General features: G+C 57.4%; 28 protein-coding genes. All 28 read right to left on the minus strand.

Features of this window, described 5'->3' with window-relative positions; all coding sequences use genetic code 11:
- Positions 1 to 17 precede the first annotated feature (17 nt).
- The 28 genes from VGR81_01000 to VGR81_01135 all read right to left on the minus strand — a co-directional run bounded on the left by VGR81_01000 (position 18) and on the right by VGR81_01135 (position 25390).
- Positions 18 to 419, minus strand: coding sequence for a DUF1801 domain-containing protein (locus VGR81_01000; GenBank protein HEV2287511.1), 402 nt, complete (start codon positions 417 to 419; stop codon positions 18 to 20).
- A gap of 65 nt (positions 420 to 484) precedes the next feature.
- Positions 485 to 2122 carry an NAD+ synthase gene (locus VGR81_01005; protein HEV2287512.1) on the minus strand — a complete coding sequence of 546 codons (1638 nt, stop codon included), beginning with the start codon at positions 2120 to 2122 and terminating at the stop codon, positions 485 to 487.
- A gap of 243 nt (positions 2123 to 2365) precedes the next feature.
- Entirely contained in the window at positions 2366 to 2665 is a 300-nt protein-coding gene (locus VGR81_01010; protein ID HEV2287513.1) for a hypothetical protein, read from the minus strand.
- An 88-nt stretch (positions 2666 to 2753) separates the two neighbouring features.
- Complete coding sequence (locus VGR81_01015) at positions 2754 to 3080, minus strand: iron-sulfur cluster assembly accessory protein (GenBank protein ID HEV2287514.1); 327 nt, start codon at positions 3078 to 3080, stop codon at positions 2754 to 2756.
- 309 nt (positions 3081 to 3389) lie between these two features.
- On the minus strand, positions 3390 to 4649 hold the full coding sequence (locus VGR81_01020; GenBank protein HEV2287515.1) for a hypothetical protein: 1260 nt from the start codon (positions 4647 to 4649) through the stop codon (positions 3390 to 3392).
- Between the two features lie 159 nt (positions 4650 to 4808).
- Positions 4809 to 5720 (minus strand): HEAT repeat domain-containing protein, encoded by a 912-nt coding sequence (locus VGR81_01025; protein HEV2287516.1) that lies wholly within the window; start codon positions 5718 to 5720, stop codon positions 4809 to 4811.
- A gap of 9 nt (positions 5721 to 5729) precedes the next feature.
- A complete protein-coding gene (locus tag VGR81_01030) occupies positions 5730 to 6173 on the minus strand; it encodes a DUF420 domain-containing protein (protein HEV2287517.1) in 444 nt (147 codons plus the stop codon).
- Between the two features lie 15 nt (positions 6174 to 6188).
- Positions 6189 to 6398, minus strand: coding sequence for a hypothetical protein (locus VGR81_01035; protein HEV2287518.1), 210 nt, complete (start codon positions 6396 to 6398; stop codon positions 6189 to 6191).
- Between the two features lie 213 nt (positions 6399 to 6611).
- A complete protein-coding gene (gene cyoE, locus VGR81_01040) occupies positions 6612 to 7526 on the minus strand; it encodes a heme o synthase (GenBank protein HEV2287519.1) in 915 nt (304 codons plus the stop codon).
- Between the two features lie 7 nt (positions 7527 to 7533).
- Positions 7534 to 8448, minus strand: a complete 915-nt coding sequence (locus tag VGR81_01045) for a COX15/CtaA family protein (protein HEV2287520.1) — start codon at positions 8446 to 8448, stop codon at positions 7534 to 7536.
- A 195-nt stretch (positions 8449 to 8643) separates the two neighbouring features.
- On the minus strand, positions 8644 to 9423 hold the full coding sequence (locus tag VGR81_01050) for a carboxypeptidase regulatory-like domain-containing protein (protein HEV2287521.1): 780 nt from the start codon (positions 9421 to 9423) through the stop codon (positions 8644 to 8646).
- A gap of 83 nt (positions 9424 to 9506) precedes the next feature.
- Complete coding sequence (locus VGR81_01055) at positions 9507 to 12743, minus strand: hypothetical protein (protein HEV2287522.1); 3237 nt, start codon at positions 12741 to 12743, stop codon at positions 9507 to 9509.
- 33 nt (positions 12744 to 12776) lie between these two features.
- A complete protein-coding gene (locus tag VGR81_01060; GenBank protein HEV2287523.1) occupies positions 12777 to 13766 on the minus strand; it encodes a hypothetical protein in 990 nt (329 codons plus the stop codon).
- A gap of 162 nt (positions 13767 to 13928) precedes the next feature.
- Positions 13929 to 14825: a cytochrome b N-terminal domain-containing protein gene (locus VGR81_01065; GenBank protein HEV2287524.1), complete on the minus strand. Its 897-nt coding sequence runs from the start codon at positions 14823 to 14825 to the stop codon at positions 13929 to 13931.
- A gap of 68 nt (positions 14826 to 14893) precedes the next feature.
- Positions 14894 to 15472 carry a Rieske 2Fe-2S domain-containing protein gene (locus VGR81_01070; protein HEV2287525.1) on the minus strand — a complete coding sequence of 193 codons (579 nt, stop codon included), beginning with the start codon at positions 15470 to 15472 and terminating at the stop codon, positions 14894 to 14896.
- A gap of 155 nt (positions 15473 to 15627) precedes the next feature.
- Positions 15628 to 16593, minus strand: coding sequence for a ferrochelatase (hemH, locus tag VGR81_01075; GenBank protein HEV2287526.1), 966 nt, complete (start codon positions 16591 to 16593; stop codon positions 15628 to 15630).
- Positions 16594 to 16630: 37 nt separating this feature from the next.
- Entirely contained in the window at positions 16631 to 16777 is a 147-nt protein-coding gene (locus VGR81_01080) for a CcmD family protein (GenBank protein ID HEV2287527.1), read from the minus strand.
- An 8-nt stretch (positions 16778 to 16785) separates the two neighbouring features.
- Entirely contained in the window at positions 16786 to 17493 is a 708-nt protein-coding gene (locus VGR81_01085) for a cytochrome c biogenesis protein (protein HEV2287528.1), read from the minus strand.
- A gap of 6 nt (positions 17494 to 17499) precedes the next feature.
- Positions 17500 to 18174 carry a heme exporter protein CcmB gene (locus tag VGR81_01090; GenBank protein ID HEV2287529.1) on the minus strand — a complete coding sequence of 225 codons (675 nt, stop codon included), beginning with the start codon at positions 18172 to 18174 and terminating at the stop codon, positions 17500 to 17502.
- Positions 18175 to 18891 (minus strand): ABC transporter ATP-binding protein, encoded by a 717-nt coding sequence (locus tag VGR81_01095; GenBank protein HEV2287530.1) that lies wholly within the window; start codon positions 18889 to 18891, stop codon positions 18175 to 18177.
- A gap of 9 nt (positions 18892 to 18900) precedes the next feature.
- Positions 18901 to 20211 carry a carboxypeptidase-like regulatory domain-containing protein gene (locus VGR81_01100; GenBank protein ID HEV2287531.1) on the minus strand — a complete coding sequence of 437 codons (1311 nt, stop codon included), beginning with the start codon at positions 20209 to 20211 and terminating at the stop codon, positions 18901 to 18903.
- A 73-nt stretch (positions 20212 to 20284) separates the two neighbouring features.
- Positions 20285 to 20620 (minus strand): hypothetical protein, encoded by a 336-nt coding sequence (locus tag VGR81_01105; GenBank protein ID HEV2287532.1) that lies wholly within the window; start codon positions 20618 to 20620, stop codon positions 20285 to 20287.
- A gap of 10 nt (positions 20621 to 20630) precedes the next feature.
- Entirely contained in the window at positions 20631 to 21131 is a 501-nt protein-coding gene (locus tag VGR81_01110) for a cytochrome c-type biogenesis protein CcmH (protein ID HEV2287533.1), read from the minus strand.
- A gap of 4 nt (positions 21132 to 21135) precedes the next feature.
- A complete protein-coding gene (locus VGR81_01115) occupies positions 21136 to 23187 on the minus strand; it encodes a heme lyase CcmF/NrfE family subunit (protein HEV2287534.1) in 2052 nt (683 codons plus the stop codon).
- A gap of 18 nt (positions 23188 to 23205) precedes the next feature.
- Positions 23206 to 23673: a cytochrome c maturation protein CcmE gene (locus VGR81_01120; protein HEV2287535.1), complete on the minus strand. Its 468-nt coding sequence runs from the start codon at positions 23671 to 23673 to the stop codon at positions 23206 to 23208.
- A gap of 115 nt (positions 23674 to 23788) precedes the next feature.
- Positions 23789 to 24421 carry a hypothetical protein gene (locus VGR81_01125; protein HEV2287536.1) on the minus strand — a complete coding sequence of 211 codons (633 nt, stop codon included), beginning with the start codon at positions 24419 to 24421 and terminating at the stop codon, positions 23789 to 23791.
- 46 nt (positions 24422 to 24467) lie between these two features.
- Entirely contained in the window at positions 24468 to 24797 is a 330-nt protein-coding gene (locus VGR81_01130; GenBank protein ID HEV2287537.1) for a hypothetical protein, read from the minus strand.
- A 110-nt stretch (positions 24798 to 24907) separates the two neighbouring features.
- A complete protein-coding gene (locus VGR81_01135) occupies positions 24908 to 25390 on the minus strand; it encodes a hypothetical protein (GenBank protein ID HEV2287538.1) in 483 nt (160 codons plus the stop codon).
- Positions 25391 to 25535: the final 145 nt, after the last annotated feature.

Raw genomic sequence — 25535 nt, forward strand, 5'->3', positions numbered from 1 at the left:
GAGGCGCTGGGCCTGAGCTAGCCGTGTTCGACGCGGGATTTTATGTCCGAGTAGGCGGCGTCGATGAGCTTGGATAACGCTGCGGCGTTTGTCGGCGTTCGCGGCGTCAGCTTCACGTGGCGCATGGCCTTGCCGGCGCCCTGCAACAGGCGGGCTGGATCGGGCAGGGCCGCGCCGTGGAAGAAGCCCACGTTTACGTGCGAAGTGAAGACGTTGACGTAAGCGAAGGGCGCGTCGCCTAGACATGCAACCGGACAGCCGTCATGCAAAAGCTCGCGGACTTCGTCGCCGCATTTGCGCATGACGTGGAACCAGCGCTGCGCGATAGCTCCCAATTCACCTGGATGCTTTTTCATCCAGGCAGCGATGGCGGGACTGCGCTCGACAGCGCCGTCAAATCGCAGCAATTCGTCTTTCATTGTTGTTTCACTTTCTGTTTTCGGGATCCGACGTCGGAGAATTCGCGCGCGCATTGGGTAGCTCGCTATGGGATGAATTTGTTGGCGAGGGGGAAGCGACGGCCGACGGAAAAGGCCTTCGATGTGATTTTGAGGCCCGGCGGGGCTTGTTTGCGCTTGTATTCGCTGCGGTCCACCATGAGCGCGACGCTGCGAACGAGTTCGATCGGAAAGCCGTGAAGGCTGGAGATTTCCTCGGGGCTGCGCATGTCTTCGACGTAGGCCTTCAAGATGCGGTCGAGGACGTCGTAGGGCGGAAGAGAATCCTGATCGGTCTGGCCCGGGCGAAGCTCGGCAGAGGGAGGCTTGGTGAGAGTCGCCTGCGGAATGATTTCTCGGCTGCGATTCACGAGGCGCGCGAGTTCGTAGACCATGACTTTGGGCACATCGGAGATGACGGCGAGGCCGCCGGCCATGTCGCCATAAAGCGTGGAATAGCCGACGGCGTATTCGGATTTGTTGCCGGTGCTCAAGACGAGAGAGCCGAATTTATTCGAGAGAGCCATGAGGAAATTGCCGCGAATGCGGGCCTGGATGTTCTCTTCCGTAGAGTCTTCCGGACGGTCGGCAAACGCTTCTGTAAAAGCGCGGCGATAGCTTTCGAATGTCTCCGTGATCGGCAGCACAATGTATTGAATGTCGAGGTTTTGCGCGAGCTGCGCGGAGTCGACGACACTGCCCTTGGAGGAATACGGCCCGGGCATGGTGACACCGAGAACGTTTGCTGCGCCGAGAGCATCGACGGCAATCGCGGCGACAAGAGCGGAATCCACTCCGCCGCTGAGGCCGATGACAGCCTTCGAGAATCCGCATTTGCGGACGTAGTCGCGCGTGCCGCAGACGAGCGCTTGATACGCGGCGGCGAGTTCGTCATCCGGCTGCGGACGAATGTCGCCGGTGCCCGAGGAAACGTCGAAGAAAACCAGATCTTCCTGAAATGAGTGAGCCAGCGCGGTGAGTTTGCCATCGGCGGTGACGGCGAGGCTCGAACCATCGAAGACGAGACTGTCATTGCCGCCGACCTGATTGACATAAACGACGGGGACTTTGTGATGGCGAGCGATGGCTTGCACCATGTCGATGCGCAAGCTGCGCTTATCGAGATTGTAAGGAGAAGAGGAGATGTTCAGAAGAACCGTAGTTCCCTTCCCGACGAGTTCGGCGACGGGATCGCGTTCGTAGAGACGTTGAATCCAGAATTGCTTGTCGTTCCAGCAATCTTCGCAAATGGTGATGCCGAGCTGCTCGCCTTGAAAGACGAAATTGGATTGGGAACGCGCGGGCTGAAAATAACGGGACTCGTCGAAGACATCGTAGGTCGGGAGCAACATTTTGCGCTGCTTGAATTGAATTTCACCATTGGCAAGAAGCGCAGCGCAGTTTGCGGCGGGCTTGCCGGTGTTGTCCTGCGCCTTGCCCACGTAGCCGACGACGGCAGGCATGGGCATTTTTTCGGCGAGGCAGGCGAGCTCCTTTTGATTGCGTTTGAGGAATTCAGGGCGTTCGACGAGATCCTGCGGAGGATAGCCGCAGAGGCAGAGTTCGGAGAAGACGACGAGATCGGCGGCGCGATGTTTGGCGTCGGCGGCCATTTTGAGCATGCGCGCGGAATTACCGGCGAAATCGCCGACGGTGGGATTGAATTGGGCGAGGGCTATTTTCATCGAGAAGAATCAGCATACATAAAAGCAGTGGCGAGTGGCTAGTGGCGAGTGGCTAGAAAAGGCAGTGACGAGTGGCCCTTCGCTGCGCTCAGGGCAAGCGAGTGGCTAGTGGCGAGTGGAAGGCGAGAACGAACAGCAGGTCCCTCACCGCCATCCCGCGACATTTTTCAGGTGGGCCTCTTATCGCAGCCACGCGGGCTGGGTTCGGGATGACAGGCTATTCGCCGCAAGTTGGGAAACGGCTCACTTCACGCGCGTTTTCCCCTTGCGTTCTAGCTGTTTAATAAGTCTGTCGACCCTTTTCTCTAGCGCGGCACTTGTTTTGCAATGCCGATTGGTTTCCTTCGAGAGATATCGTTTTGCCGCGGCCCGCAAATGGATATTGCTGTTAAGCAACGCGTTCAAGTCCCGCTGGAATCGTTTGCGCCGGCGTGGGGTGGAATCCGGATCGAGACGCTTCCTGAATGCCTTCAGGCTGACCAGCAACTTAACTGACGCAGTTGGGCGGAGCTCCTTATCGACTCCGTTCAGGAGTTTTTTCATAGCGCTCTTCCAAATGTTCTGTGGACGAGCGCGCTGAAGCAGAAGATGAACAGCACGTACTCGCGCATTCGAGATCCCTGACAAGCGGTTAGACGCTGAAGGAGGAGCCGCAGCCGCAGGTGCTTTTGACGTTGGGATTATTGAACTTGAAGCCGGAGCCCTCGAGGGATTCGATGTAGTCGATGGAGACGCCGTCGAGGTACATCTCGCTCATCTGGTCGACCATGACCTTGAGACCATCGAATTCGTAAATGTTGTCGCTCGACTCGTTGGGTTGATTTTCGAAGGCCATGTGATAGCTAAAGCCGGAGCAGCCTCCACCGACGACGGCGACGCGCAGACCGGCCGGCACAGGAGTTTGCTGTGCGATGATCTCCTTAACTTTGGTAACCGCAACCGGCGTAAGAGCAATCATTTCGAATGTCCTCCCGAAAATGGGAAAGGGTAAATTGTCAATTCACAAGCACAGCCATTATATCAGATTCCGCAAGGATGATGCTGGATGCAAGGTGTTTGAGACGCAAACTGCAATTATTCCAGCAACATGGCCAGAAGTTGTCTGGCACCGCGAGTGCACAAGCAGCGCAGGAGCGGAAAGCAAACGGGAGGGTCTGAAGGCAAACCCTACGACTGGAACCGCTTACGAGATCGCTTCTATTGTGGCGATGGAGCGGTTGCGGAGGAAGAGGCCGCGGATTCGCCGCCGGGTACGCGACCATCAATTTCACTTGGCCGCCGGGAGGCCGAAAACGGCACCGTGCGGGATCGCGGGGCCGTGCCAGCCGTCGGGCCAAGCGCGGTCGAAGCTGAATCCGGGCTTATCCGAGCCCTCCTCACGGAAGTTGTCGTCAAGGCTCAATTTGCCGCTGGCCAAATCGATTCTCGCGAGGAGGAGACGGTAGAAGAGGTCTCCATAGCCGGTGATGACAATGCGATTGCCTTGAGGCTCACGGGCGAGCCAGTGGGGCAGATCGTTGTCTCCGAGAACAATTCGCCCCACTTCTCTCGGATGTGAAGGATCGGAGACGTCCAGGCTGACGATGCAATGGGTGCTTTCGAGGGCTTCAACCCAATAATGGCCAGCGACAACCGGGACGGAGCATTTTCTGCCACCGAAATCGTAAACCGGCGCTGCAGAAGGATTCGCGCCTTCCAGCCCGTCGAGACGATAAAGACCACAGGTGAAGGTCGGAACGAAGACGGTGCGCCTGTCGGCAAGGACGCGGGGCTCCGATGAATTCTCGGCAATCATGGGAGACAAGACACCATGCGGGAGCGCGATGGTCTTCAGCAACTTGAGGTCGGAAAGGCGCCAAACTTGGATGACGTGGCTGTCGTCTTTCTTGTACATGTCTGCGCTGCTGGAGATGACGCGATCGAGCGACGGAACGACTTCCAGGCTATAGGGACGAATGAAACTGTCGACTTGCGGATCGGCCGCGGAAGCGGAGCGAATGGCGCGACCCTGCGGGTCGAGCTCGACAAGCCCACCGGCCGCGGTATTGTCGTTTCCCTGCTGCTGAAAAGTCGAGAGAGTGTTGCCATTTTCCAATAGCACAAAGCTATGGGGATGGGTGAAGCTGCCGGCAGCGCCGAATGAGGATTTCAGCTTCGGATGGACGGCGTCCGCCAAGTCGAAAATGAATGTGTTGGCCGCATCGAAGTCGTTGGCGAAAAGGACATTGTCGGCAGGCATCGCGTAGTTAGTGTGGTGCGGCATATCGGCGGAATTTCCGACGGGCAAAGTCACGACCAGGCGACCGTAGCGGCCCGCCTTCGGCGTCACGTCGAATACGGCAAGGAAATCGCGGCCGCGACGAGCGTCTTCTGCTTGGTGCATCATGGCAGCGACATTCATTTCCCCGGCCCATACAAAGAGATAGGAGCTGGAAGATGGGGCGGCGCGATCCGCGAGAACAATTGCTCCGCTAGCAAGCACTGCGAGAAGCGCGAGAATTAGCGCAACCGAGAATTTGTCTTTCATGCGCTATGTCCTCCAAAAAATGTGAGCAAGCAAGGGCACTGCCTGCAATTTCTGAAGAATCTATATAGTGATGGGCCCTGCTCCCGACCGAGATGGACGAACTATAGCCTTGCGTTCCTTCGAATGCAACGACCTAGGTGCCTGGATAAAAAATGGCTTCTATTGCGGCGACGGAGACGGGGCGGAAGATGCCGCGCGCGTGCGGATTTGCTGCATGGTGAGGCGCGCTTGCTCGGCGACTTGCGGCGGCGCGCCGGTTCCGCCGCGGGCGTAAGGCGAGATGGCGTCAAGATCGGCGGGCTGGCCAATGAGGTAAAGAGCGCGAAGAGACTCCCACACCGCGTCGTCGCTGGGCCAAACGACGGCGATATCCTGACCCGCGGTGACACTCGAACCATCCGACAAAAGCCAGCGATCGAGAGTGCCGGATATTTGCGACCGCACTTCCCTTTCGCTGCCGGACGTCTGGATGCGGGCGAGGAGCGTTCCGGGATTCATGGTCTGGCCGGGCTTGAGGCGCGTCTGGAGCGTGCCGGCTGCCGGAGAGGCGACGGGCGCGGCTTTGAGCATGGAGACGATGATGTCGTGGCCGCTCGTATCGTCGAAGCGGACAAGCGCCAGCGCGGCGTTGCGCGCGACGGTGAGATCGGGATCTTTCAACATGGGGAGAAGCGCGGCGTGAAAATCGGGCGAAGTGTTGTCCTGACCCATGGTCCATGCCGCCATTGCGCGAATGGGAGCATCGGAATCAGAAGAGAGGGCGATGACCTGCGGATAAAACTTCCTGACGGTCGGGTCGCTCCGGACGATGCGATCGGCGACCTGGGAAAGGCCGTGCTGGATATCGTGAGGATTGGATTTGGGATTGAGATAGTCGGCAAGCTGCACATCGGTGAGCGGCCGGCCGAACCACGTGGCGCGCCAGAAAAGAAACGGCATGAGGACGAAAGCCAGAGTGAGTACGACGATGGCGAGAGTCCAGCGCTTGCTGAGAGACTGGCGGGGCGGAGCGGCTGGACTCGGACTGCCAGCGGAGCCAGGGACAGAATTGGGTTCTGCGGCCGAGTGCATAGTTCGATGCTAAGACGGCGACGCCGGCGCGTACAACACAAATAAAAGCCAGTAGACGATGACGCCGGTGAGGGAGACATAGAGCCAGAGCGGGAGCGTCCAACGGGCGATTTTTTTGTGGCGCTGGAACTGCGCGCGGAGAGCGAAGGTGAGCGTGGTCAAGACCAGAGGCACGATGACGATGGCGAGAATCGTGTGCGTGGTCAAAATTGTGAAATAGACGGGACGGATGATTCCGTGACCTGTGAAACGGACAATTCCGGCGCGCAAATGGAAATAGACGTAAAAGAAGAGGAACGCGGCGGAGCAAACCACGGCGGACAACATGCAGGCTTTATGCGCGAGGATTTTGCCGCGGCGAACCATGAGATAGCCCGTGGTAGCGAGGATGGCACTCAAGCCATTGAGGCAGGCGTTTAGAGCGGGAAGAAACGAAAGCGCGGCAGAAGACATGCGGGCGGAGGCGAGCTACTTCCCGCCGCCTGCGGCGGAGTCCTTGCGATGGCACCAGAGCGTATAGAGAATCTGGAGCGAGAAAATTCCGCCCATCATCAGGCAGACGAGCGCGAGGAGAATGCCGTCAACGCCGGAAGTGATGAGACCACTGGCGACGTCCCAAACCAAGCCGAGCAAGGAGAGAAGCACGAGGATCACGGAGAATGCAAGAACTTCCATCATAATTCGCCTCGAATACCTTTCTTTTCGAATCTAACGATGTGCTGCAAAACTCGAAGGATGACAGCGCGCAACACACCTCGCTAAAGCAATCATTCTGGAAAGCCCAAAAAGCAGATCCTTCGCTCCGCTCGCCATCCACCACGGCGGGCAGGCTCAGGATGACAGCTCATCACAAACGATTCCTCAAGACAAATGGTCCGAGAAGATGAGCTGTCACTTCACCACTTTATCGAACATTAGCAAGCCCAGCAGCAACGGAATGTGCGCGACGGTGGCGTGCATAAGCCATTTGGCGCGAACGTTGGTGCGATTGCGCGAAGCCCAAAGGCAGGCCTCGACAAGCAACATGCCGATGACCAGAGCGCCAAAGAAATAACGAATCCCCGCGAGGCCGATTACCGAAGGCAGTAGACTAACGGGAACCAAGACCGCGGCGGTGAAAATGATCTGGCCGAACGTGGCCGAACCAGTCGCATCAACGACAGGCAGCATTTGAATTCCGGCGCGCGAATAATCTTCGCGGTACATCCAGGCGATGGAATAGAAATGCGGGAACTGCCACAGGAAAAGTATGCCGAAGAGCAGCCACGCGCCTTCGTTCAACCCGCCACGCGCAGCAGCCCAGCCGACGAGCGGCGGAATGGCGCCGGGAAATGCGCCAACGGCAGTGGCCCACGTGGTGCGCTTCTTCAACGGCGTATAGGCGCCGAGATAGAGCAGCGTGGTCAAAAGAGCGAGCGCGCAGGCCAGCCAATTCGCGAGCAAAGCAAGATAGAGACCGCCAGCGAAGATCAAACCAGCGCCGAAGGCGAAAGCTTCGGCGGGACGCAGGGCTCCGATGGGCAAAGGACGCGCACAGGTGCGGCGCATTTTGGCATCGCTCGCGCGCTCGGTCCAGTGATTGAGCGCAGCGGTGCCGGCAGCGACCAGCGACGTGCCAAAGACGACGTTGAACATGCCAATGGAGCTGAACGAGCCGGTGGAACCGAGATAGTAGCCGGCCATGGTGGTGAGGACGACGAGAAAAGTGACATCGGGCTTCGTCAAGAGCAAATACGCATAGGAGCGCGCCATGGCGGGCGCGGCGGCTGCACGAGCGCTGGTTGCTGGAGTCGCGGGAGTCATCATGCGAGCCTCATGAAGGCACCCGCTGGGTGGAAGCTTCCGCGTGCGCTTCGTGCGAAGGCTTCAGAATGCGATAGCAACGAAGAGTGAGAAAGACACTCGCAGCGAACGTCAGCGCGCCCACGGCGACATGCGCGACGGTGATGATGACGTACAGCGGAGTGGGCTGGACGGCGTCGCGCGCGGCGAGCACAGCCCAATAGGCTGCGCCGCCGAGGAGAATCTGAAGGCCGAGAAGGATTTCGAGATAGCGGGCGGCCGCGCGCAGGTCGCGCACCTTGCGGAAACGCGTGGCCGCAGCAAGGACGGTCCAAAAAACCATTCCCGTGACGACGACGGCGCCAATGAGATGCGGAATAATGCCGAAAGCATTGTGGCGAAACGCAGCACCGAGAACAATCTGCACAAGAATGGCGCAGGAGGTGGCCAAGGCGAGCGCGAACAGCCGGGGAGATTCTTCGTCGTGGAGCTGCGGGACATCACTGACCCACCACTTGCCGGTGAACACGGCGAGGCTGACGGTGACGATGAAAAACAGCTCAGCGAGAGTGGCGTGAGCGGCGGAAACGGGAGGGTCGAGGAAAGTCTTTACGGTGAAGCGGCCAAGGAGAGCCTGAGCCACGACAAGCAGAAACGCAGCAACACCCAAAATCCTGACCCAGTGGCGCGATTCGCGCAGCCAGATGAAAACGGCGAGAATGGAGGTGAGTATGGCGACCGTGGCGGCAGCGAGGCGATGGCTCCATTCCCAGCGAATGCCCCCGACCATGGGCGGAAAAACGGTGCCATAGGCGAACGGCCAGGTGGGAATGGACAAGCCGGCTTGGTTGCTAGTGACCAGCGCGCCGGCAATGATCAAAAGAAACGTGCAGAAGGCCGTCAGCACGGCGAAGCGATGCAGCGCGGGATTTCCTGCTTCTCTCAAAACTCGATCGTCCCTACACTATGAAGCAAAACTCGAAACAAATATTTCCGCGAGCCGCGAGGCGTTCACAAGGAAAAACAGCTGCACTGCATGGGCTCTTGAGCAACCCACCCTTCGCGACAGCAGCGAAGGATGGGCCACCCACGAAACCTGGTTAAAGCGCACAGGCTAAGAGTCTGTGCCACTCAAATACAATTACTGCGCCTTGAACGTAAAGTCCGACGTGGCGGCCTGGCTGGCGGCAACGGTTACCGTCTGATCGAGAACGCCGTACTTTTCCTGCCAGGCTTCGACTGTGTACGTGCCCGGAGGAACGCCCTTAATTTCGAACTTGCCGTCCTTGGCGGTGACAGAAAACAGCGGATTGGCCATCACGGCAAAATAACCCTTCATCCACGGGTGGACATTGCACTTGACGGGAATGGCGACTTCGGGCCGCGCAAAAGTATCCGTAATGGCCGGAGCATTAGGCGGCTGAGATTTGTTCCATTCGCGATTGTCGGCAGGCGTCGGATGAATATTGTGAGTGGTTGCGTCGCTATTGAGAACCTGAAGCTGCTGGCCGACCATGAGCGCGACGACGTGCGGCGTATACATGCAACCCTTCTGGTCGAAGGTGACGGGATCCGTGGGCGTGGGGAAAGAATAGCCCTCGGCACCGGACTTCACATAGACGACAACATTGGCGAGCGTGCCGCCATCGCCGGTGACAACTTCATCCGGGAAGACCGGCTTGGGATTCGCCTTGACGCAATAGGGATCCGCGCTCATGTTGATGGGCTTATATTTCGGTGGCGCGCCATCGAGCTTTACGACACCGCTGATGGAGCCGACAGTAGCCATATCCACGGTCTTCGTAGCGGCAGGCGCGGCGGACTGCTCCTGGCTTGACGATTCATTCGAACTCTTGCTGCATCCCACGACGGCGATGGCAAAAACAAATGCAGCCATCCCACACAACCATTTGCGATTCATAATGCGATGATTCCTCCTCGTTTAAACTTGGTCCGGCTATGGAATTGAAAACGACCCAACGAAAATCTCGCCTTTATAGGATATTACTTTTTGGCCGAGGATGAACCGGAATTCGGCGCAGACGGGGTGCGCCCGGTCACCATCGCCTGTTCCTGCGGCGTCATTTCAAAGAGATAGCGCGTGAGCAAATCGGCTTCGTCGCCCTTGTATTGCTTTGCGGCGGCGGGAAGCGGGCCATTGAAAACCCAGCGATCGTCCTGACGGACAAACAAACCGGACGGCATAGCTGTGCCGGGGATGATCGTGGCCGGCTCCGTAATCCAGCGCTGGGTCCACGGAGCGCGAAGACGCTGGCCAGCCAGCAACAAATTGGGTGCAGTGGCGTTTTTGTCGTGCGCCAGATTGCCGGTCATATGGCACTTCAAGCAGGGAGCGGCCGGACTCGTGAAGATGCTGCGAGCGAGAGAGCGCTCCTGATCGGTGAGCGGCGCAAGATTTTGCGGAATGAACGGCTCCTGCTGCGACGACAAAGCCTCAAAAAAGAGCACGAGCTTGCGGATCTCGTCATCGGAGAGGAAGAACGTGGGCATGCGGACTTTCAAATACTGCCGCACGCCGTCGCGATCGACGTCCGTGGCACTGAGCGCAGGGTTGGCGAGAAAGCCCTTGAGCCATTCCGGATTGACGCGTGCGCCCTCACTGGTGAGCACCGGCGGAAGGTTGATGGCGTTATCGCCCTGATACATCGGCAGGCCCATCAGAACGGTTTTCTGGCCTATATCGACCTGATGGCAGCCGATGCAGTTGTATTTCGTGACGATCCACCAGCCTTGCTGAATGTACTTGCGCTGGTCGCTGGGCAAATACTGATAGCTTGGCGGAAGCGTGGATTCCGTGCTGCCGAGCAGGAAGGAAACCAGAGCGTCGCGCTGCTGCCCATCGATATTCGGCTTGGGCATGTGCAGCCGATCCATCGGGTCGGGCTTGTACTTGCCTTCGTCGAAAATCTCGGGGTTCGAAAGCTTCTCGTCAAAGAAACCCTTCAGGTCATACCAAGAACTCGGCTCGCCGTCGCGCATCAGGCGCTTGCCGTCAGGCAGAATGCCATCCTGAGCTTTGGTGTAAAGCAAAGCGAAATCGAAGCGCTCGATGGGTTTGCTGCCTTCCTGAGTGAGATCCGTTCCGACGCGCGCAGCGTCTTCGAGACCGGAAATTTCGTGACAGCCAGCGCAGCCATAGTGCTCGACAAGAGTGCGGCCTTTGTCGAAGAGCTTCGGATCGTTGATATACGAGGCCTGATCGTAATGCGCGCTGGGATCTTTTTGCGTCATCAGATAGCTGGCGATATCGCGCGCTTCCTCCCAGCTGAGGCGGAAGTCCGGCATGATGGTCTGCTGTTCGACGACCAATTCGTGACCATCGACAGGACTCGTGGAATGCTGAAGATCGAAAACGAATGGGAGGCCCTTCTTGGCGTAATCCGCAGGCGTGAGATCCCGGTGAAGATAGGGATCATAAGGCGCGGTGCGCGCGCGCGGATCGTGAATCCAGCGAACCAAATAATCGTAGTTGGCCTTTTCGCCGACGCGGCTGAGATTGGCAGCCACATCGCCGCCTATTTGCTGCGAGCCGCTGCCCATGGAATGGCAGGCGAGGCATCCGAGGGAATTGAACAGATCCTTGCCCTTGGCGGCGTCACCGGCGGGCTGCTTATCGAGCGCTGGGCCCTTCAACCCTTGCTGCCAGATGAACGCAGAGATAGCCTGGACTTCGTCGGGCTGCAACTGGAATTGCGGCATTTTGGTCGTGGGATCGAAATTCCACGTGCGGCTCAGCCAGTACGGAATCCAATTCGGATTGAGCTTCATGCGGACTTCTTTGAGGTCCGGACCGACGCGCTTCACTTCCTGCTGCAAGCTGTGGCTCAATTCGTCGAGCTGTTCAACGCGCGCGTCAATTTTACTGACGCTGACCGTGAGGTCGGTTGCCTCGGCATAGAGTTTCTGCGCCGTGGCGTTGTCCGGGGCCTGGTCGCCTTGCTTATTCAACTGGGGAATTTCCTGATTGTCCGCGTCCTTTTCTTTTTCGAGACTGGCGATTTCGCGAATGGTGTCCTGCAACTGATCGGTCTGGCTGTCAAATCCGGAATAATTGTGGCAGCCGATACAGCCCTTTTCACGGAAGAGCATCTTCGCTTCGTTCAAGACAGGAGCGTGTTCGGTCCAGGCGTCAGCGGAATGGCATTGCTGGCAGCCAGCTTCGTAATTTTCCGGATAGTAAAGAGGCCAGAGCCAGTGTTCATAGCGCCCGTGGGCTGTTTCTACAGTGTCGAGAGCGCGGCCATTGCCGCCATGGCAGGGCGAGCAGCCGAATGTATCTAGCGGATGCCACTTGAAAAGATCTTGATCGGGATGGCTAGAGAACGGAGCGTCTTTGCTTTTCGCCATGCCGAGATCGGTTTTCGTGAGAGTGAAGCCAGGCGGCACGTATTTCGGGTTCATGCCGACGTGGCAGGACTGGCAACGATCCGTGAGGCCAACGCCGCCGACATCGTTGATTTCGTGACCCGGCGGATTGACATTGATCTGGACCAGCGTGACGTCCATGGAATGAACCGTGTTCAGCAGACCCTCTAACTGAGAAGAGTTCAGACCCGCGAGCTTTCCGCCCAAGTACGCATCCAGAGCGTCCTGCGCATCCTTCACGGGCTTATTGGCGTCGCCTTCGCTGGCGGTGAGCTGAGCTTTCTTATTGAGCAGATCGTTAAAACCGTCGTTGAGCTGCTGATAATTCATCTCGCGCGGCGTGGTTTTGCCGCCGGCTTCGGGCCAGTCCACCGAATAGGTTCTGGCTTCGGCGTCGAGGACATCTTTCAAACGGCTCTGTTTTTCGCTCTTGTATTCGGCAGTATTCGGAACAATCTCGTAATCGTAGATGAGCGAGCCGACCAAGCTGCGGTCGGTTTGAAAAGCGTGGAGGATGGCGGCGCGCTGGAGATCCACGATGGCGATTCGCTGTTCGATTTCGGCATCTTTGGGCTTGGCCGCATCCTGAGCCTGCTTCAGACTGGCTTCCAGCTTCTGGTAATCAGCGGAGGAGGAGACAGCCTTTTCCGCCGCCTTGCGAGTGCGAATTTCCTTCTGCAAATAGGTGGAATAAGCGGAAGCGAATTCGCGTTGATAGCTGCGCCACGGGCGCAGGCCGATGAACTCCTGATACATGGACCAGCTCACGCAGAGGAGCAAGACGAAGAATGCAATCAGAATAACGTTGGCAAACGACCGGCTCTTAATCGGATCGTCTGGCGGAAGTTCAGGCAAACGGAATCTCCTCTAAGCGGGCGCCGACAGCAGCTAGATGCTGAACCATGGCGTCTCCCAGATGTACTTGATGCGGAACACGAGCCGGAGAAAAATCGTCACCGGCAGAAAAAGCATGGTGATCAAGAAAACGTACATGGTCACGGTTTGAAGCAGACTCATCTTACGATAAATTTTGCGGCTGTACTCCGTACGCATGCAAATCCAGTGAATGAACAGAACCGCGAGGACGCCGTAGACGACCATGGGAATAATTCCGAAGAGGCCCTTGGCAATCAGAGGAGCGCTGGCCTGCCAGCTCGACGGCAAAATATGCGCGAGCCATGTGCCATCTACGTGAAAGACCTGATCGAGGTTCTGGTTCACGTTGAACTCAATACGATCCGGGTCCCAAGTTTGCGTGGGCCAATACCACATGAAGCCAGGGCCGCGGATGAACGTGCCGATGGAGACGAGCACGAGCCAGATAGCTTCGAAACCGATCAAATACGTCCAGACGGCGTGGCGGCGCTGCTTATAGGTGTAATAGCCGTTGCCGAGCGGATTGGCGTCAATGAACGGAATGGCCATGAGGCCAACGATGATCAACGTGGGAATGATGACGCCGGCGATCCAGGGATCGAAATATTCGAGCATTTCCTGCAGGCCCAAAAAATACCACGGCGCTTTCGCAGGATTCATGGTGACACTGGCGTTGGCAGGCTCTTCGAGCGGCGCGTTCAACGTCATTGCCCAGATCATCAGAATGATTGTAACGATAACCGCGGCGAGCAATTCCTTGCGCATCAGGAAGGGATTGGTGTGCAGCTCGCGCTCCCAGCGGGAGTTATAGGGATACGTGGTGCGATGGTGGGTGCGGGCCAATTGCGGATCGGCCTCAAGCTGCGCGATCAGGCGATCATTGGCCGATGCGTTGTGGAACGCGTACCACGTGAAAAATGGCACGAGGATCAGCATGGCCACGATCGGAATGTTATCCGGCGCGGATATGATCACCCAGAGCTGGTGCCAATCACCCCACATCTTCTGCGTTTAGTTCCCTTCTCTAAATTTTAGGCACTTGGTCAGTTTGAATTTTAACTTCTTGTGTCACGATCAAGAAAATTCAAACTGACCTGCCAAATTTTCCTTGCCACTCACGCATCTCGCGGCGCGGCCAGGGGCGAGGATACCGCCCGGCTACCCCTAAACTTTGGCTTCCGACTCCAACATCACCGGAGACGGCCCGGAGATGCCGCCGTCTTTGCGGACGCGCCAGAAATGCACACCCATGAAAATCGAAGCAATCAATGGAATCGCGATGCAATGCCAAATATAAGCACGAAGCAGCGCGTTGGCGTCAACAATCGAGCCGCCCAACAATCCGAAGCGGACGTCGTTATAGGACGTCATGCCTAATTGCGGACCGAACGGCCCCTGCGAACCAAGCAGCGGCGTTGCGCGCGCCATGTTCGTTCCGACCGTGACAGCCCAAAAGCCGAGCTGATCGTCCGGCAGCAAATAGCCGGTGAACGAAAGGAGTAAAGTCAAAACCATCAGGAGGACGCCGATGCACCAATTGAATTCGCGCGGGCGCTTATAAGAACCCGACATATAGACGCGAAACATGTGCAGCCAAACGGCCATGACCATCAAGTGTGCAGCCCAGCGATGCATATTGCGCAGCAGGCGGCCGAAGGGGACGTCGTTTTCGAGGTACAGAATGTCGCGAAAGGCCTGAATCTTTGTGGGGTGGTAATAAAACATCAAACACACGCCGGTGAAAACCAGCACGATGAAAAGATAAAACGTGATGCCGCCCATACCCCAGGTGTAGCTGTAGCGCGTCGCATCGCGATTTACTTTTGCGGGATGAATGTGAAAGAAAAGGTTATTGAGAGTGGAGAGCGCGCGATTGCGCGGCTCGTCATTATGCTTAATACGGAAAATCGCGCGATAGAGCTGAGTTTCCTGGGGCTTCTTCAGCTCTTCGGCCTGCTCGCGAGCTTTACTTTTTACCGTCTCGCCAAGCTCTTGCGTTTTTTCCTTCAGGGTGTCGAGAACGCCGGTTTTCCGCCCGTTCTCCCCGCTCTCATCGGCCATTTATAGCTTTTTGTCCTTCCTGACCCTTCTACAGTTCGAAACATTTGGAAACGATGCTTCCTGCGATTTCAGACGGCGATATACGCACCCGGGTCATTAAACTGGTTTGTGCCCGCGGCCGGATCCATGATGTAACGTCTGCTTGTGTCTACAACGATTTGACCAGACGGATCGATCTGAACAAAGCAGCGGTCCATCGGGCGCGGCGCGGGGCCCGCGAAGTTGACGCCTTCGCTGTCGTACTCGCTGCCGTGGCAGGGGCAATGAAAAATGTTCTGGGCCGCTTCCCAGTCGGGAGTGCAGCCAAGATGCGTGCACTGGGCGAAGATCACGAAAAGGCGGCCCGGCTCGCGCACGACCCAGCAGCGCTCCGATTGCAAAAAACGCTGATCAATTCCGAGGCTGAAATCCGCCGGATATCCCGCGTTATAGATGGTGGGAGGCTCGAAGAGGGCGCGCGGGAAAAAATACCGAAGGAACATCAGAAAATTGACGCCGAGATAACCCCAAAGGCAAGTCCAGATAAGACGGCGACGCTGCCGATTGACCACTTCAGGCGAATCCGAGGAATTGGATTTTGCAGCGGCGGCTGGCGATGGAGAAGCGCCAGGTTTTTCAGCACTCTTCGGCTGTATTTGTTCCGGCATCGTGCGATCTAACTGCTTACTCGCGCGTGTGTATCAATATGAATTCTATGAGCGCGTAGCAAAGATACTTTTATATTCTGACCGGCAAGCCGTGTCAAGAGCTTATACGGCACTATTTTCTGATGCATCGCGGCACGACAGAGCGATGGACCTTGCTATTGCATGGCCTTCAGTGTGAGGTCGACGAGGGCACTGATGAAAGTCGGCGAATCGTTGAGCGAGGGCATCATGAGGAATTCCCTGACGCCGAGGTGTTCGGCCTCTTCGCGGGCCTCGATATTGATTTCGTGGAGCGTTTCGATGTGCTCAGTGACGAAAGATATGGGGACGATGAGCATGCGGCTTACTCCGCTCTTCGCAAGCGATTCGATTGTGCTAGTGAGCGAGGGCTCAAGCCATTTCTGACGGCCGACGCGGCTCTGAAAGCAGAGCGTATGAGGATTTTTCCAGCCGCCGGCAGATATCACAAGACAAACGGTCTCCTCGATTTGCTTTGGATATGGGTCACCGCGCTCGATCAGGCTCAATGGCAAGCCGTGAGCGCTGAAGACAATGTGCAACGACGACGGGTCCGAGGCTTTGGCGAATGCTTCGTTCATTTTTTCGACCAAGGCTGCGATATACAAAGGATGCGCATGGAAATCTCTGACGGTGCGGACTGGCATGCCATTGTTGCGATAGAGACGCTGCCATTCTTTCAGGCTGCTGCCGGTCGTAGCGAAACTGTAGTGCGGGTAAAGAGGCAGGAGGACAAGCTGCTCGAATTTCGCGTCCTGCAATTGGGCGACGGCCTCTTCCGTGCGCGGATGCCAGTAACGCATGGCGACAACGACTTTGGCGTCAACGTGAGGCGCAAGAGCTGCGCCGAGAGCGGCGGCCTGGCGATTTGTGAGATCAATGATCGGAGAGCCGCCGCCGATGGCCGCGTAATGCTCCTTGACGATTTGCGAGCGGCGCGAAGCGATCCATTTGGCGAGCGGCCGACGCGCGAGACTGGCACCCATGAAATTGATGATTTCGGGATCGCAAAAAAGATTGTAGAGAAATGGCTCGACGGCCTCGAGCGTATCGGGACCGCCAAGTTGAAATAAAACAACGGCGATTTTTTTGCGCGATTCCATTTGCAGCTTGCGGAAGCCTTTTCCGGCGAGACTCTCCTTACTTGCCGGGCAACCGGCGCTTCAATTCGCTAAGGTCCTTTTCGACGCGCGCGATGCGGCGAGCGACGGTAAAATCGTAGATAAAAAAAATGGCCCAGACCGCGATATATGCGGCAAACAAACTGCCAAAATTCTGGATGTGCATTCTGCCTCCTAAGAATTTCGGATCGCAGCCGCCGATTCGGAAGCCTCTTCGACGGAAAGTCTCAGTTCCTCGGCTTCATGGCGCAGGCGCTCCAAACGATAGCGCTTGATCACGAGGAGAATCATGAGCAGAGTCATCACACCACTGCAATAAAAAAATACTTTGGCCATCGTGGGATCGAGGCCGGAATTTTGTCCGCCGAAAATCACAGGCTGCGGGTGCTGCGTGCGCCAGATGCGGATGGAGAGATAGTCGAGCGGGACACCGAGAAAGACGAAAATGCCGAAGACGGCGGAAAACACGGCGCGGCGTTCCGGATCGGAAAGGAGAGTACGAAAAATCATGTAGCACAGGTAGAGAATCCAAATGACGAGAGTGAGCGTCAGGCGCCAATCCCAGGTCCACCAGACACCCCAGACGGGATGCGCCCAGATCGGTCCGGTGACCAGCATGACGGTCCAAAACGCCACGCTGACCTCGACGGCTGAGATAGCGAGCCAGTCCCATTTCAAATCGCGCTTGGCCAAATAGGCGATGTTCGCGAAGAAAACAATCATTGACGCTTCCATGGCAGCCCAACCGGAAGAGGCGTGAAAATAAAAAATGCGCTGAATGGCGTGCATAGTGGCTTCGTCGGGAGCGATGAAGAGCGCGGCATAGCCCGCGAAAACCATCAGCCCTGCGAGAATCAGCGCGAAGATGCCGTAGCGTTTCATGGCCCGTCATTCCTCCAACAAATAATCGCACAGCAGCCACGACGCGGTGAAAAAAACAACGTCGAAGGCGATCAGCATGGAAAGCCAGGTCCGATCGAGCGCCGCGGGTTTTTCGAAAAGCCCTGCCGTTGCTTCGACGGCGGCGCTCAGGAGCGGAATCATCACCGGCAACAACAGCAGAGGCAGGAGCAACTCGCGAAGCCGCGCCTGCGTGGCCAGCGCCGAGAAAACCGTGCCGACAACGACCAAGCCAAATGTGCCGAGTAAAAGCACCAGCGCAAGGCGGCCCAGCACGGGAAGCACGGGCACGTTATATAGCACGGAGAAAACGGGAACGAGAATTATTTCGGTGATGGAAAGAAACAACAGATTCGCGAGCGTCTTGCCGAGGACGATGGCGAACGACGTAGCGGGCGCCATCCGCAAAGCATAGATGGTGTCGTTATTTTGCTCTTTGGCGAAAGACGGATTCAACATCAACGACCCCGCGAAAAGCAGCGTGATCCAGATCAGGCCCGGGCCGATGCGGCGCGCTTCGGCGACGTCAGGCTCGAAAGCGAAATTGAAGAGCGTGACGACGATGATTACAAAAACGATGGTGGTTTGCAGGAGCTCGCGCGTGCGCATTTCAGCGCGGACTTCCCTGCCGAAGACAATCGCGGCGGCGCGAGCTGTGGTCATTCAGGCGCTCGCTTGCATTTGCGCGAAGAGCGGGCGAGGATCGCCGCCCGTGCCGGTGTCGCGCTCGACGCGGCCACTGGCGATGAGGATCGCGCGCGTGAAGATGTCGAGAGCTTCATTGCGCGCGTGAGTGCTCATGAGGATGGTGCGGCCTTCGGCCCGGAGACGGCGAAGAGTCTCTGCAAACCAGACCGAGCCCTGATGATCGAGGCCGGCAGCAGGCTCGTCCAAAAGCAAGAGTGACGGAGAAGATAGCAGCGCGCGAGCGATAGCCAGGCGCTGGCGCATGCCGCGAGAAAATGTGCGCACGAGACTCATGGCACGAGTTGCGAGACCGACGGCGTCAAGAGCTTCGGCGGCGGATCTTTTGGGCGAATCGAGATCGTAGAGACGCGCGAAGAACTCGAGATTTTCTTTCGCGCTCAATTCGTCATACGCGAGGATGTTGTGGCCAACCATGCCGATGTAACGCTGAACGGCGATGCGATCCTGCGATTTCGCTCCGGGAAAGGAGACGCGGCCGGAAGAAGGGCGAACGAGAAGCGCGGCGGTTTTCAGAAGGGTCGTTTTACCGGACCCATTGTGGCCGAGCAAAGCCACACATTCGCCGGGCAGAATTTCCAGAGAAATTTGACGGAGAGCGAAGAACGCGCCGTAGCGTTTTTCGACTTGCACGAAGGAAACACCGATGGAGTTGTTCGGTTGCAAAGTCGGCAAGGAGGTAGCTCAGCCCTTCACCAAATCGCGGAGAATGGCTTCGGTTCGCTGGCGCTCGCGGGCGTAATCTTCTTCGCTGATTGTGCCTGCCTGATGGCGCAGCTCGAGACGAAAGAGATTTTCCTTCAACTCATCGAGACTATGCGTCACTTCGCGCTGCACTTGAGCGACGGATGCGGCAGAAGCCTTTTCTTCCGCGGCCCGGCGCGGGAAGCGCTTCCCAGGCGCAGCAGGCGGCGCGCCAATAGCCGCGCCGGACGCAACCGGCACAGCAGCAGGCTTGCGCCACAAAAACAGCACCCCGAGAATGAAAAGCCCCGAAAATCCGGCAATGAGGATGTACTTCAAATTGTCGTCGAGACGCGGCGGAAGCGTGGTGACAGAAGCCGCAGCGTCACTGGAATCGGCTCGCGAGTTTACGGAGGGATCCTGCGTGTCACCGGGCGAAGCTGCCGCGGGCTCGGGGGCCGTCCCAGAGACAGCGATGCTGATCGGCGTATTCGCGGCCACGGAGTCGCGCGTATAGACGTTGTAACCCTGCTCCGTGCCAGCGGGAGCGAAACCCTCACTCGAAACCTGAAGCCCCGGAGGCGCGACGAGAAGCACGCGCTGGACGTTGTAACGGGAGGAATTCTGAAGCGTCGCCTGATTTGAGGCATAGGGAAGCTGATAGGTGATGCGGATGCCATTGTCGCCGGGACGGAATGGCCAATCAACAGCTTCAAGGCCTTTACCCAAATCAATTGTGCCTTGAATGACGGGCATGCCCGTCGCGCCCCAAGCAGACACCTGATTGAGCTGACCACCGGAAGGAACCTGGAATTTGAACGTGCCATCCTTCAAGAAATAGGCGACAGGAGGGTTCGACTGATTCTGAATGTCGTATTCTTCGCCGACGAGCAGATCGGAACCCTTTGGCTGAAGAATGATAGCGCGAGAGGTGACCGTAAACGAGTGCGGGTCGCTTGTTGGCTCATAGATCTCGACGTCGGCGGTTGTAGCACCGGGCGAAATCGGCTGATGGTACAGGACGCCCTTATAGGGAACGCGAAGAAGCATGGGAGAGCCGCCGAGCGCGTCGTTGGTGATCGAAAAGTGGCCGCTGGAATCGGTTTTGGCCGTGGCAACGGGATCCATGCCCCCCTGCAATTGGAGCAGGATGACTTCGGCGCCGGCGACAGGTTTATTGGTTGTTCCGTTGCGTACCGTGCCGGTGACCGTGCCCGCGACGGCGAGCATCGCGCCGCAAAATGCAAAAAACAAAACGACAGACCCGCTCTTTATTGCGCGCCGCCAACCGGGAAACTGATTGCCTGCCACGATCTCTCCTGTCCTATATCCCGATGCTAATCTTATAACGCGAACGGCATTCATGCTGGATTTTCCGGAAATTTCATCGGCGCGATCTCTCCGCCATAGCCTGCCGGACGGCGGGCGTGGGCGCGCCGCCGGTGAGTTTGTCCATCTCGCCGATGACTTTAGCCGCCTCGATTTCCAGCGCGCGCCTCATTTCTTCGAAATCTTCTTCGGAAAATTTGCCGGCGCGATGCTCGAAACGAAGATCGCGCAGGTTTTCGTAAATGATGTCGCGCCGCTCGAGCAATTGATCGAGCTTCGAGCGATGCGGCGCGGTGTCGGAGGCGTCCAAGCGAATGCCGAACACGAACCATAAAGTGCCGATCGCGAGAACAATGCAGCAGACGGCAACGAGAATCCATTCGGCGGTCATATAATAATCATTAGTCGTCGAGGCGACGGTCCATTTCGCTTTGCGCGCGCGCCAAGAGCTCGGGCGAAATCTTCGGCGCGCCACTGAGCGCCACTCTCTTCCTCCAGCGCATAACCACAAAAAACACAAGGGCGATACCGAGCAAAGGCATCACCACGGGCATGGCCCATGCCCAGAAGTCAAAGCCGCCCGCACCCGGAGAGATTAAGACCGTTGGGCCGTATTCCTGCACGAACGACTGCAAGACCAAATCATCGGATTGGCCGCCAGCAATGCGGTCGGAAATTTCCTTCATTTCCTTCTGCGCGACATCGCACGGGCCGGCAAACGCGCCACCCATGTGATTGCACTTCCCTGCAGTTTCGTTGCAACCACCGCACATGCACATGACGCGATCGTTGAGGGCCTTGGCGCGTGCGTCCGGTGAATTTTGCGCAACGGCAGGGAAAGCCAGAGAACCGGCAAAAAAAAGTCCCGCTGCGAACGCGGCGAATTTGCGAGGCAGGGACATGGCGTCAGTCATCTCCTGGGTGCACAACAGCAACAGGTACGCGGCGCGACTCTGCCGGCGACATTTCCGGCGCCGCGTGCAAGGCAATCTGGAGCTGGCGGCTGGGAATCAGGGCAAGGACGGTTCCCAAGACCAAGACGAGGCCGCCGAGCCAAATCCATTTGACGAGCGGATTCAAGTATACGTGGAGAACGGGCGTATTGTCCTGCGGACTCGTGCCCGCGTAAACGACATACAGATCGCGTGCGAGAGTCGAATGCAGAGCGACAACCGTTTGCGTGATACCGCTTGCCGTGTAAAGGCGGCGCTCTGGGTAAAGCATCATGATGGATTTGCCATTTTCGAGGACTTCGACCGTGGCGCGATCAGCGGTGTAATTTGCGTTGGAAGTTTCGTCGAAATTCTGGGCGACGAGTTGATAGGGACCAATCGTCAAAGAGGAACCGACTTTCATTTCCTGCTGAACGTCGCGGTTAAAAGCCTGGCCGGAAATGCCCACAAAAATCATAACCATCGCGAGATGCACGATATAGCCGCCGTAGCGGCGCGTATTGCGCATGGTCAATTGACCGACGGAGACAAAAAGGTTTTCGCCGCTGCGAACGGAAAGGACGCGCGCGCCACGGAAAAACTCCGAGAAAATCGTAAGCGTCACGAAAACGCCGAGGATAAGGCAGATGAGGGCGTAGAAATTGTTGTCACCGAACGCAAACGCAACGATGCCTGCGAGAAGGCCGCCAGCGAGGGGCCAGGCGAAATTGCGTTTGAGGCTCGAAAGCGACGTTCTGCGCCAGGCGAGGAGCGGGCCTACACCAGTCAGGAATAGCAGGAAAAGGGCGATGGGGATGTTCACTTTGTTGAAGAAAGGCGGGCCGACGGTGATCTTGCTACCCTCAATCCACTCGGAGAGGACCGGGAAAAGCGTGCCCCAGAGTACGGCGAAGCAGGCGGCGAGAAGAATCAGATTATTGAACAGGAAGCTCGATTCGCGGGAAACCACGGAATCGAGCTGATTGTCGGTCCGCAGATAGTCGCGATTTTTCCAATAAGCAACGAAGCAGACGACGAAAATCAACGCAAGGAAGCTGAAAAACCAAGAGCCAATCGACGATTGAGCAAAAGCGTGGACCGAACTGACGATGCCGGAGCGCGTCAGCGATGTTCCAAGGATGCTCAGCATGAAGGTGATGAAAACGAGCCAGACATTCCAGACGCGCATCATGCCGCGTTTTTCCTGCATCATGACGGAATGCAAGAAGGCGGTTTCCGTGATCCACGGCAGAAGCGAAGCGTTTTCGACGGGATCCCACGCCCAATAACCGCCCCAGCCGAGCACTTGATAGGCCCAGTGACCACCAAGCAGGATGCCGACGCTCAGAAAAGCCCAACCGACCATGGTCCAGCGGCGCGTAATGTGAATCCACTTTTCGCCGGGATAGCGGCCGAGCAGAGCGGCCAGCGCGAACGCAAAAGGAACCGTGCAGCCCGTGTAACCGAGATACAGCATTGGCGGATGGATGACCATCTCGGAGTACTGAAGCAGCGGCGTCAGACCGTGGCCGTCGGCCAGGGTGACAACATGCGTGGCCCCGGCAGCGCTGACCGTCCCCACAAGGCTGAAGGGGCTGGCCACGAAATTGTTCAAAATCAGGAAAAACAATTGAATGCCGCCGAGAATGACGCCGACGAACGGCATCAGCTCGGGATGCTTTTTGCGGTTGGAGAAAATTGCGATGAAGGCATAGATTGAGAGCAGCCAGCTCCAGAACAGCATGGAGCCTTCCTGCCCGGCCCATAAGGCCGCAAATTTATAGAAAAGCGGAAGAGCACGATTGCTGTGCTCGGCTACGTAAGCGCTGGAAAAGTCGTTGCGGAAAAAAAGTGTGAGGAGAGCCGCAACGCCGACGGTCACCAGCGGAAATGTGACCATTCCCGCATTGAGCGCGCTCCTTGTGACGAGAGCGCGGCGCGTCCGTATGCCAACGATTCCGGCGGCAAATGCGTATCCGGCCGCGAGAAGCGCAAGGACTAACGCAAAGGAACCGATGATATCCACTGAATTTTGTTGCTCCCGTTAACTACGCGGGCCTGCCGTGCCCGCTGGCTGAGCCTGAGTGGTTGACTTGGCTGGCGAAGATTCCGCAGGCTGGCCGCCTGGAGTTGCCTGATATTTCGAGGCGCACTTCGCCTGGATTTGTTCGGCGACAAAGCGGCCATCGGGCATCAGTTTACCTTCGGCCAACGCCTGCGCGCCATCCTTGAACGTGTCCGGCAGAGGTGCATCGCCGACATAACTTACCGGAAGCGTCTTGCCCTCCTCGGTGAGCACGAAATCGATGCGACCAGGCAGGCGCTTGATGGAACCTTCCTCGACATTGCCACTGACGCGCATGCGCTGGTGCAGAGCCGATCCTTGCAAAGATTGCAGCTCCCTAATCGTGTGGTAATAAGTCTTACTTTGCGAGGCGCCGACCCATCCGAGCCACACCAACGTACCCACGATGATGACGGCACCGATGGAAAACTTTGTACGGGCGTTCATAATTATGAGGGCCCCCATAAAAGAGACTATGACTCTTATAAAGGAGCAGTCTACCACAGTCGGTGACGGGGGACACAAAGACCCGTGTCAGAGATCACACGCGCGTCACAAGGCGCTATGACCGACCCGCGGCCTTTTCACGGGGAGTACCTTTTACGAGCAATGCAGTCAAATCCGCTTGAAAGCGCGCGACCGCAACGGAGTCGCTGAAGTCCGGGAAGTCCAGCGGCTCTGCGCCTTGGAGGACGAGGCTTTCTCCCAATGAGGATTCACGAAGCGCGGACAGATGAGGGGAAAGGCGGTGCGAAAGAGGGATGATGCGCTTTGGTCGGTACGAAAATCTGATTCGACGAACGACGGAGGGCAAGAGATTGCGCAACGTGCCGTCGGCGACGATGTGCGCGCTCTCCGGCGGACACTCCGACCAATCCGCAAGAAAACAGCCGGCTCGCTGGAATTCTTCCAGCAGGGTCTTCTCGTCCCGACACGGCGAGGCATCAATGCTCGCAGCGGAAAGCACCGCGCGGAAAAAACCTCGCGATTCCACGCCGCGGTCATCAGAAGACTTGGAAGGTCTGTAGAAGTAATCTTCAAAACGCGCTGGCGGCGAAGGAATCAGAATCAGCGCATCGATGTGAATTGGCCGGAAGCGCGTGGCAAATTCGAGGCGAGAGACACGGAGGCGCAGGTGATCGCCAGTGACAAGCGCACCACAGCCATCGCAGCAAATCTCCTTATTCGGATTCATCGCGGCAAGAATCGCACGCGAAACACGCGGAAAGCAAGCTCGCCCGTCAGGCGCCCAATTTGTTTTTCAGACAGGCGTGCAATTCGGGAGCGAGTTCGGTGATATTCATGCCGGGAGAAACCATGAACTTGCAGCTTAGAATCGGACGCGGAGCATCTTCGTCAGGGAGCTGGCACATGACGCGGCAATACTGGCACTCCTGATTCCAGCAGAAGCGGCCGTAGGGAATCGTCTCAGGACTGATGAACTGGAAGCAGCGCAGGAGAGAGTTTTTTTCCGGAACGAGAAAAGTCTTCCCCAGAACGGTGATTTCAACCAACCGCTCATACGGCCGAAACACTTCCCCTGACGCCATCGCCCCCGCCTCGCCTTCCATGTGAGTCCCCTCCACCGCCTCACGCTATGTCAGGCGAAAGCCATGAGCAACTGGCGCCTGCGGTAAAGTGTCCAAGTCGCAAACACCAACTGCTGCCGGATGGGAACTGCTCAGGCGCGGGCCATGTTGCGATACTCGATTTCGGAAGACGCCGGCAGCAAAACCCAGAGCGTATAAATCCCCAGAGCCGTACCCAAGGGGAAGCGCAGAAGCGACAGAATGCCGGCGATGATGCCCACAATACGCCCCCAGTTTTGGCGTTCAAGAAGTCCCCAGGCTGTAATGAACGCGAGGGCTGCCTGCAAAACGAACAGCGCCGACGCAAATGCGATTCCTCCCATAACAACGCGATCAAGCGGAGATCCCTGCGTAAATCCGGGAAGCACGGAACCGAGTACGGACGGTACGATCATTCTTCCCGCAAACCAAATCCATCCGACTTCCAGCAAACGCAATAGTGCAGCGACTACCCAAAGGATTCCCAAAGTACGGATGTGCGCATCGACGCGACGCTCAGGCGCCGACGCAACGTAACCATACTGCACCGGCGCGCCAGCAAAACGCGCAGGCTGACCGACCGTTTGGACGGCCATAGCACGGCCGCAGTTGGTGCAGAAATGTGCATCCAGCGCCGCTTCCCTGCCACACTGGTCACAGAACACGGGTCACCTCCCGGGCTTATTGCAAGCCCAACTAAATACAGGTACGCAACGGGTTGCGAAAAAGTTTCGAGCCGCG

This window comes from Candidatus Acidiferrales bacterium (assembly GCA_035934015.1).
Lineage (GTDB): Bacteria > Acidobacteriota > Terriglobia > Acidiferrales > UBA7541 > DAHUXN01.

Bases quoted from the DNA above. Each gene is read 5' to 3' on its own strand.
- VGR81_01035 (HEV2287518.1), bottom strand. From the start codon at position 6,398: ATGATGGAAGTTCTTGCATTCTCCGTGATCCTCGTGCTTCTCTCCTTG.
- VGR81_01015 (HEV2287514.1), bottom strand. From the start codon at position 3,080: ATGATTGCTCTTACGCCGGTTGCGGTTACCAAAGTTAAGGAGATCATC.
- VGR81_01070 (HEV2287525.1), bottom strand. From the start codon at position 15,472: ATGCCGGAACAAATACAGCCGAAGAGTGCTGAAAAACCTGGCGCTTCT.
- VGR81_01060 (HEV2287523.1), bottom strand. From the start codon at position 13,766: ATGTGGGGTGATTGGCACCAGCTCTGGGTGATCATATCCGCGCCGGAT.
- VGR81_01010 (HEV2287513.1), bottom strand. From the start codon at position 2,665: ATGAAAAAACTCCTGAACGGAGTCGATAAGGAGCTCCGCCCAACTGCG.
- VGR81_01130 (HEV2287537.1), bottom strand. From the start codon at position 24,797: ATGGAAGGCGAGGCGGGGGCGATGGCGTCAGGGGAAGTGTTTCGGCCG.
- VGR81_01065 (HEV2287524.1), bottom strand. From the start codon at position 14,825: ATGGCCGATGAGAGCGGGGAGAACGGGCGGAAAACCGGCGTTCTCGAC.
- VGR81_01120 (HEV2287535.1), bottom strand. From the start codon at position 23,673: ATGAACGCCCGTACAAAGTTTTCCATCGGTGCCGTCATCATCGTGGGT.
- VGR81_01110 (HEV2287533.1), bottom strand. From the start codon at position 21,131: ATGTCCCTGCCTCGCAAATTCGCCGCGTTCGCAGCGGGACTTTTTTTT.
- VGR81_01020 (HEV2287515.1), bottom strand. From the start codon at position 4,649: ATGAAAGACAAATTCTCGGTTGCGCTAATTCTCGCGCTTCTCGCAGTG.
- hemH (HEV2287526.1), bottom strand. From the start codon at position 16,593: ATGGAATCGCGCAAAAAAATCGCCGTTGTTTTATTTCAACTTGGCGGT.
- VGR81_01085 (HEV2287528.1), bottom strand. From the start codon at position 17,493: ATGAAACGCTACGGCATCTTCGCGCTGATTCTCGCAGGGCTGATGGTT.
- VGR81_01005 (HEV2287512.1), bottom strand. From the start codon at position 2,122: ATGAAAATAGCCCTCGCCCAATTCAATCCCACCGTCGGCGATTTCGCC.
- cyoE (HEV2287519.1), bottom strand. From the start codon at position 7,526: ATGATGACTCCCGCGACTCCAGCAACCAGCGCTCGTGCAGCCGCCGCG.
- VGR81_01135 (HEV2287538.1), bottom strand. From the start codon at position 25,390: ATGGCCGTCCAAACGGTCGGTCAGCCTGCGCGTTTTGCTGGCGCGCCG.
- VGR81_01125 (HEV2287536.1), bottom strand. From the start codon at position 24,421: ATGAATCCGAATAAGGAGATTTGCTGCGATGGCTGTGGTGCGCTTGTC.
- VGR81_01030 (HEV2287517.1), bottom strand. From the start codon at position 6,173: ATGTCTTCTGCCGCGCTTTCGTTTCTTCCCGCTCTAAACGCCTGCCTC.
- VGR81_01105 (HEV2287532.1), bottom strand. From the start codon at position 20,620: ATGACCGCCGAATGGATTCTCGTTGCCGTCTGCTGCATTGTTCTCGCG.
- VGR81_01050 (HEV2287521.1), bottom strand. From the start codon at position 9,423: ATGAATCGCAAATGGTTGTGTGGGATGGCTGCATTTGTTTTTGCCATC.
- VGR81_01025 (HEV2287516.1), bottom strand. From the start codon at position 5,720: ATGCACTCGGCCGCAGAACCCAATTCTGTCCCTGGCTCCGCTGGCAGT.
- VGR81_01080 (HEV2287527.1), bottom strand. From the start codon at position 16,777: ATGCACATCCAGAATTTTGGCAGTTTGTTTGCCGCATATATCGCGGTC.
- VGR81_01000 (HEV2287511.1), bottom strand. From the start codon at position 419: ATGAAAGACGAATTGCTGCGATTTGACGGCGCTGTCGAGCGCAGTCCC.
- VGR81_01090 (HEV2287529.1), bottom strand. From the start codon at position 18,174: ATGACCACAGCTCGCGCCGCCGCGATTGTCTTCGGCAGGGAAGTCCGC.